The 3,968-nt window shown below is 34.5% G+C and carries 4 protein-coding genes; 3 read left to right on the top strand and 1 reads right to left on the bottom strand.

What is annotated here, in order from left to right:
• Positions 1-139: 139 nt before the first annotated feature.
• The 3 genes from AB3X49_RS18890 to AB3X49_RS18880 are packed head-to-tail and all read left to right on the top strand — an operon-like array spanning position 140 to position 3,295.
• Positions 140-1,048, top strand: coding sequence for a DoxX-like family protein (locus AB3X49_RS18890; protein WP_367964001.1), 909 nt, complete (start codon positions 140-142; stop codon positions 1,046-1,048).
• A 4-nt stretch (positions 1,049-1,052) separates the two neighbouring features.
• On the top strand, positions 1,053-1,664 hold the full coding sequence (locus tag AB3X49_RS18885) for a DUF4166 domain-containing protein (protein ID WP_061675730.1): 612 nt from the start codon (positions 1,053-1,055) through the stop codon (positions 1,662-1,664).
• A 5-nt stretch (positions 1,665-1,669) separates the two neighbouring features.
• Complete coding sequence (locus AB3X49_RS18880) at positions 1,670-3,295, top strand: YndJ family protein (RefSeq protein WP_367963999.1); 1,626 nt, start codon at positions 1,670-1,672, stop codon at positions 3,293-3,295.
• 28 nt (positions 3,296-3,323) lie between these two features.
• Here the strand turns inward: AB3X49_RS18880 and AB3X49_RS18875 are convergent, their stop codons facing one another.
• Positions 3,324-3,809 carry an 8-oxo-dGTP diphosphatase gene (locus AB3X49_RS18875; RefSeq protein WP_002135545.1) on the bottom strand — a complete coding sequence of 162 codons (486 nt, stop codon included), beginning with the start codon at positions 3,807-3,809 and terminating at the stop codon, positions 3,324-3,326.
• Positions 3,810-3,968: the final 159 nt, after the last annotated feature.

The raw sequence follows: 3,968 nt of genomic DNA, 5'->3' as shown, positions 1-3,968 counted from the left end.
AATTTAAATTTTTCAGGGAATCAAGTGTTTTTTGTATTTTTTTGAAATTCTATCTTTTTATTAAATCAGTTTGTGAAAAATGTAGCAAAATCAATTCATTGCATGTACATTGAAAATATAGCGCATGGGAGGTGGAAGGATGGGGAAGAAAAAGCCTATTTATGCAGCCACAGAAATGAACACAACAATGGAGAAACTATGGGCATATACACAAGAGCCTGATATACATACAGAGTGGGATGCTCGTTTTACTGAGATTTCGTATTTAGAAAAAAAAGAGGGAGAACCACAGAAGTTTTTATATAAAACAAAGATCGGATTTGGACTTGAAATAGCCGGAGAAGGGGAATCGATAGGTGAAATAAGAAAAGAAACTGGAGAACGCATTTCCTCTTTAAAATTTTGGACAGACAATCAATTATCACTTATACAAATAGGGCGTGGTTATTGGAAGTATACACCGAATGAAGAACATATTCATTTTGAAACGCAATATGATTATGATACGAGATTTGGTCGTATAGGAAATGTGATAGATTTATATGTTTTTCGTCCACTATTAGGTTGGGCAACTGCATGGAGTTTTGATGCTTTAAAATTATGGTTAGAAAAGGGACTTCATCCTAAGTTGCTAATTAGAAGAACGATGACGTATTGGCTAGTTTGCTTTTTATTTGCTTTCGTATGGTTATATCAAGGGATTGTACCGAAAGTGATGTTTACTCATCCAGAAGAAGTGAAGATGCTTTCTGTACTAATCGGATCGAATGAAAATAGTATTTTTATGCTTAAAATAGTTGGATTTCTAGAAATAATATTGGGTGTGATATGGCTATTGCCACTTCCAAAACGAAAATTATTTATAGGGCATATTATTATGTTAATCGCCTTAACAATTGCGGCAGGAATTACGAATATCACAAGTTTTACGCAACCGTTTAATCCGATTACATTAAATTTTCTTCTAATAGGGTTATCGATTGTCGGTTATATAAATAGCACTAATTTGCCAAGCGCAAAAAATTGCAAGAGGACGAGAAAGGGATAAGTATATGGTTAATATTTATGAAAGATTATTAGGGGATTCTTATAAAAGGCTTCATCCAAAATTGCAGGAACGATATGCGATAACAAAGGAAAATAGCTTTATTGGGGAAGGGGAAATGGATGAAATTTATGGAGGATCTTTTTTCGTTAAATTAATATTAAAAATTACATCGAAGTTCCGTATGTTTTTCTCTGAGCGAGGGCAAAAAGTTCCGTTTGTGATACATAATACCGCTGAGCGAGATGGACAGGGGAACGAATTTGTACGGTGGAATCGTACTTTTTATTTTCATAATAAGAAAAGATATTTTAACGCTGTTATGAAGTTGGATGAAGAGAATAATGAAATTGTAGATTATTTTGGTGAGCCACATATACTCGTTTCTACATTGAATTTCTATATTGATGAAAAAGGCGGGATACATATTTCCTCAAAGAAACAATGGTTTTATATGTTTGGTAGAAAAATCCCGTTACCAAAATTTTTATATGGAGAGGCAAAAATTGTTGAAAGTTATGATGATGCACTGCAATGTTTTCGAATTCATGTACAAGTACGGAATCCGTTAATTGGTTCGTTATTTTCATATAAGGGAACATTTGTGGAAAGGAAATAAACGAGATGAAGAATATACTATTTGGGCTTGCTTGCTATATTATTTTTCTAAAATATGAGTGGTCAAATGTAAACCCAGTTGAAGCAATTATTTTATTATCTATTTTGTTATTTATACCGATGTCTTTTTGTATTATTGACAAGAAAAAAAGAAATGGATCGTATGTATTATTTTATAAATTTGTATCGTTTTTATATCCAATCGCAGCAATCAGTGCAATGCTAGCTTTCGTAACAAATCACTATTTCTTTGCGCTACTTTGGTTTGCATATACAGGAATCGTTGCGTTATTTGGTGTAAGTAGATTGTTAGAAAGAGGATGGAAACCGATAGAAGAGACGGCTATCGATAGTGCGTTTATTTATTTGTTTTTAGGTGGTTTTTGGTTTTTTGCTTCAGTAGCAAAGGTTTCAATTATGCACTTTAGTTCTGACATTGTTTTACTTACAGCGGCACACTTTCATTATTCGGCATTTTTATTGCCGTTATCAGCTGGTTTACTTGGAAGAAAAAGAGAACGGGGAAGTAAGTTATATGACTCTATTATGTTTATCATCGTCATTTCTCCAATGACAGTTGCAATAGGAATTACGTATTCGAGGGTATTTGAATTTTTTGCAGTGTTCATATATTTATGTGCCATTTATGGATATGGGATTTACGTATGGAGAACGAAATTCAATGCTATAAGTGCAAAGATTCTCCTTACTCTTTCATCCAGTACACTTATGGTAACAATAATGTTTTCACTCATATATTCATACGGAAATTTCAAACAAGTAATGACGATTACAATTGCACAAATGGTCTGGATTCACGGTGTTGTAAATGGAATTGGAGTAGCGTTACCAGCTTTTCTTGGTTGGATGATTGAAAAGAGTACTCCGAATTATAAATATTACGGGAAAACAATGAGCAGGTTAAGAGGAAATGCGACAGTTGGTGAAGCATTTTTACATAACAGAAATTTAATAGATAGCAAGGAATACAAAGGTTTAGTTGATAAAATGAATGATTTTCATAGTGAGGCATTTGACATGACGAAGATTCCTTTAAGTATTATTCGTTTTTATGAAAATACAAAAGAGTATGAGTTACAATCGCATATTAAATGGACTCGTTGGTTCCGCCCGGTTGCATTTTGTTATGAGAAAATGAGTAAGCGTGTAGGACAAATACATTTAGGAATGGGCGGCAAGTGGGAAACGATGCATGGCTCTATCATTGGGATAATAGATGAGAAGGATGGAAGAGAGAATGTAAGGGCTTGGCTAAGAAAAAATGAAGCAGGAGAGTCTGTTTTTGTAGCCCTCTATTCAAAGCATGCATACAAGAACGAGACATATATGAATATCGCATTGCCTTTACCATATTCGAATATGACTGGTATTTTGAAGTTGTACAATGATACGAACCAGTTAATGATTACAAGTAAGCTAAGAGAGCGTCGTAAGGGAGATGAAGGGATATACTTACATACCCGCTTCTTTACAATACGCTTACCATTAGCAGAGACTTTTATTATTAAAGAGAGAAAGGATCAAATATTAGAAGCTAATCATAGAATGTGGATATTTGGAGTTAATTTTTTAGAAATTGATTATGAGATTAAGAAAATAGAGGGAAAGTAAGAAAGGCTTGGAGAGATTCCAAGCTTTTTTACGTATGGGTAATTGTCATAGCAACTTGTTTATCCAAGTCTTGGTCCCAAACACGCTGAATTTCAAACGTACCTTTTTCAAAAAATAATGGGAATCTCTCTTTAAACCAATCTTGCATAGGAAGATTGAGTGCTGTATCAATTGGCACCCATAATAATTCGCCTTCAGGAGGATTCAAAAGGAGTTCACCTTCAAATGAATCTGTCCAATAGTTAAATACCATATATCGAACATTTTCTTTCGGATTTACGTATTCATCTAATCCCTTAAAAGTTAAATTTGAAACAAGTAATCCAGTTTCTTCTTTTACTTCTCGTTTAGCAGCTTGAACGATACTTTCTGGAAAATCTACTTTACCGCCAGGAGCGATGTAACCAGGGAAGCCTAGATGATCCGGCCGTTGTATTAGTAATACTTCGTTATTATGTTGAATCATACACATTGTATAAATGCGGTGTTCGACGCTTTTCCAATTCGTGCTCATACGAATCTCTCCTCTTATAAAGTGAAACTTTAATCAGTGGGGGGTTCTTCATCTCCCACTGATTATTAGCCCTCACCAATCGGGCTTTTACGGGCAGTTGATCACCCACCTAACTTCTTTGCTTTCGCTGAATTTTGAGGTGGGGGTCTTACTGCCCGT

The organism is Bacillus sp. C30 (assembly GCF_040838255.1).
Classification (GTDB): domain Bacteria; phylum Bacillota; class Bacilli; order Bacillales; family Bacillaceae_G; genus Bacillus_A; species Bacillus_A mycoides.
This window is presented reverse-complemented; position numbering and strand designations above follow the sequence as displayed.